Below are 2,928 nucleotides of genomic sequence, written 5' to 3'. Positions count from 1 at the left end.
CGCGCGGCGACGCCGTACGGGAACGCGACCGCGCCGACTGGCTCGCGACCGCGGCGCCCGGGCGGGCCCGCGAGCGCGCGGGCACCGTCTTCGCCAACCTCGACGCGCTGCGGCCCCGTACCTGGAGCTACCGCGTCACCTCCGTCACGCCCCAGGGCGACCACGCGGCGGTCCGCGCGACGCTCTCGTACCGCGTCGAGGGCTACGACAGCGCCCCCGTCACCGCGCAGCGCGCCCTCACCCTGCGGCGTGTCTCCGGCCGCTGGTACGTGAGCGCCGACAAACCCGCGCCCGGGGCCCCGCAACAGCTCTGGGAGCAGGGCAGGATGACCGTCGTGCGCGGTGCGGACTCGCTCGTGCTCGGCGTCGGGCAGTCGCGCGCGAAGCTCGCGGACGTCGCGGGGCTCGCCGACGACGCCGTGCCCGCCGTGCGCCGCGTGTGGCCCGAGCGGTGGGCGGGGCGGCTCATCGTGGTGCTGCCCGCCTCGCTCGACCGCATGGCGGCCCTCCTCGGCGAGAAGCCCGCCGACTACCGGGGCATCGCCGCCGTCACCACGGGCGAACTCGGCTCGGTCGCCCACGTGCCCGCCGACCGCGTCACCGTCAACCCCGAGGCGTACGAGGAACTCGGCGCCTTCGGCAAGCGCTTCGTGCTCGTCCACGAGGCCACGCACGTCGCGACCCGCTCCGCCACGACCGCCGAGACCCCGCTGTGGCTCTCCGAGGGCTTCGCCGACTGGAGCGGCTACCACGGCAGCGGGCGCACCCCGCGCCAGGTCGCCCCCGAACTCGCCGAGGCGGTCCGCGAGGGCGAGGCGCCCACCGCGCTGCCCACCGACGCCGGCTTCGCCTTCTCGGGGGACCCGGACGATCTCGCCCGCGCCTACGAGGGCGGCTGGCTCGCCTGCCGGATGATCGCCGAGCAGTGGGGCGAGCCGAAACTGCGCGACTTCTACCAGGCGGTGGGGGAGCACAAGGGCCGGGACGGAGCGGTGGCCGCCGCCGCGCGCAAGGTGCTCGGGGTGAGCGAGGCGGAACTCGTGGGCAGGTGGCGCGGGTACGTGAAGGAGCAGCTCGTCTAGACGGGCCCGGGACCCGCCCCGCCCCGGTTCGTCTAGGCGTCCGTCGTCGCCCACCCCGGTACCGGCTCGCGCTCCTCGCGCCCGCCGCGCGGCACCGCCCGTACGGTCTCCCGCCACAGCCCCCGGCAGGCGAGCACCGTCGCCGCCACGAGCAGCCCGTTGCGTACGACGAGCAGGCCCGTGCCGAACGGCGTCGAGCCGACCACGTCACCGAAGTACACCGGGAACTCCAGCCACGTCACGAACGAGGCGATCACCGTGAGGACCACGGGGAGCGTCATCCGCCCGCCCCGGTACAGCAGGCACACCGCGCCGAGGCCGAGGAGCCACACCAGGTACTGCGGGCTGATCACCCGGCTCGTCGTCGTGAAGAGCAGCAGCGCCGTGAACGCCGCGTCCGCGAACGTCGCCTCGCTCCACACCCGCGCCCGCACCCGCCACAGCACGAGCCAGCCGAGCGCGAGCACGCTCAGCACCTGCGCGAGCGTCGACACGAGCGGCACCCCCGTACCGAGGAACTCCATCGAGCCGTAGTGGAACTCGACGCGCCCCTCCCAGCCGAAGCGCCGCGCGAAGTGGAACACCAGCGCGCCCAGCGACTCGACCTCCGTGCCCCGGTCGCGCTGCGCGGTCAGGAACGAGAGGCTGCCCGGCATCAGGAGCCCGAAGCCGGCGAGCAGCACGAGCCCCGTCACGGCCGCGCTCGTCCACGAGCGGCGCGTCTCGCGCCCGCGCGGCGTCCCGACGAGCAGCAGCACCGGCCACCCCTTGACGACCGCGCCGAGCGCCGCGAGCGCCCCGAAACCGTGCGCCTGGCGCGTCCCCACGAGCAGCGCGCCGACCGCGAGCGCCGTGACCATCACGTCGTAGCGCGCGTAGACCGTCGGCCCGAGCAGCGGCACGCCCACGACCCACACCCACACCCCCGCCCCGCTCCGCCCGGGGCGCCCCGCCGCGCGCAGCAGCAGCGCCGTCACGAGCGCGTCGCACACGAGCGCGAGGACGAAGAACGCCGTCGCGTACGGCCACAGCGGCAGCAGCTTCGGCGCGAGGATCGCGAGCGCGGCGCCCGGCGGGTACTGCCACGTCACGTCGTGCTCGGGGAAGCCGCCGCCGGACAGGACGTTCGCCCAGTTCTGGTACGTGACCGAGACGTCGCCCGTCACGTCGAGACCGGGCGGCACGATCACCTTGAGCACGGAGAGCAGGAGCAGCGCCCGCGTCGCCGCCCACACCACGCACGCGCCCGCCGTCCGCGTCCACGTCGCCCGCCCAGTCCGTCCGCTCACGTACCGTCCCGCTCTCGTCTCGTCACCTCGGCCGCGCCCTCCAGGGGCCCGGGGTCCGGGTCATGATGCCTGCCCCACCCCCCGCGGGCCATCGCGCCGGGCGCTGTGTCCCGGTTCGCCCGCCGAGCGGCGGCAACGGGAGGGGTGCGGCCCCGGGCCCGCGCCGACCGGTACTGTCGGCGGCGATGGACAGGACCTTGATCGTCACCAACGACTTCCCGCCACGTCCCGGCGGCATCCAGTCGTTCCTGCACAACATGGCGCTCCGCCTCGAACCCGAGCGCTTCGTCGTCTACGCCTCCACCTGGAAACGGAGCCGGGAGGGCCGCGAGGCCACCGCCCGCTTCGACGCCGAGCAGCCCTTCCGTGTGCACCGCGACCAGACCACGATGCTGCTCCCGACCCCGCGCACCACCGCGCGCGCCAAGCTGCTCCTGAAGCGGTACGAGGCGACCTCGGTGTGGTTCGGCGCCGCGGCCCCGCTCGGGCTCATGGCGCCCGCGCTGCGCGCCGCGGGGGCCACGCGGCTCGTCGGCACGACGCACGGGCACGAGGCG

2 protein-coding genes and 1 pseudogene are annotated in these 2,928 nt (G+C 75.4%); 2 read left to right on the top strand and 1 reads right to left on the bottom strand.

The window, feature by feature from the left end; translation table 11 throughout:
- The coding region (locus G3I42_RS22095) for a hypothetical protein (protein ID WP_164288525.1) at window positions 1-1,082 on the top strand (1,082 nt) is incomplete at its 5' end.
- Window positions 1,083-1,114: 32 nt separating this feature from the next.
- Here G3I42_RS22095 and G3I42_RS22090 read toward each other — a convergent pair.
- Window positions 1,115-2,371: a glycosyltransferase family 87 protein gene (locus G3I42_RS22090; RefSeq protein ID WP_343244622.1), complete on the bottom strand. Its 1,257-nt coding sequence runs from the start codon at window positions 2,369-2,371 to the stop codon at window positions 1,115-1,117.
- A gap of 185 nt (window positions 2,372-2,556) precedes the next feature.
- On the opposite strand from G3I42_RS22090, the pseudogene G3I42_RS22085 reads away from it, so the two are divergent.
- A pseudogene (locus tag G3I42_RS22085) lies at window positions 2,557-2,928 on the top strand (alpha-(1-2)-phosphatidylinositol mannosyltransferase); the annotation flags it as partial.

The organism is Streptomyces sp. SID11385, assembly GCF_010548245.1.
Classification (GTDB): Bacteria; Actinomycetota; Actinomycetes; order Streptomycetales; family Streptomycetaceae; genus Streptomyces.
This window is presented reverse-complemented; position numbering and strand designations above follow the sequence as displayed.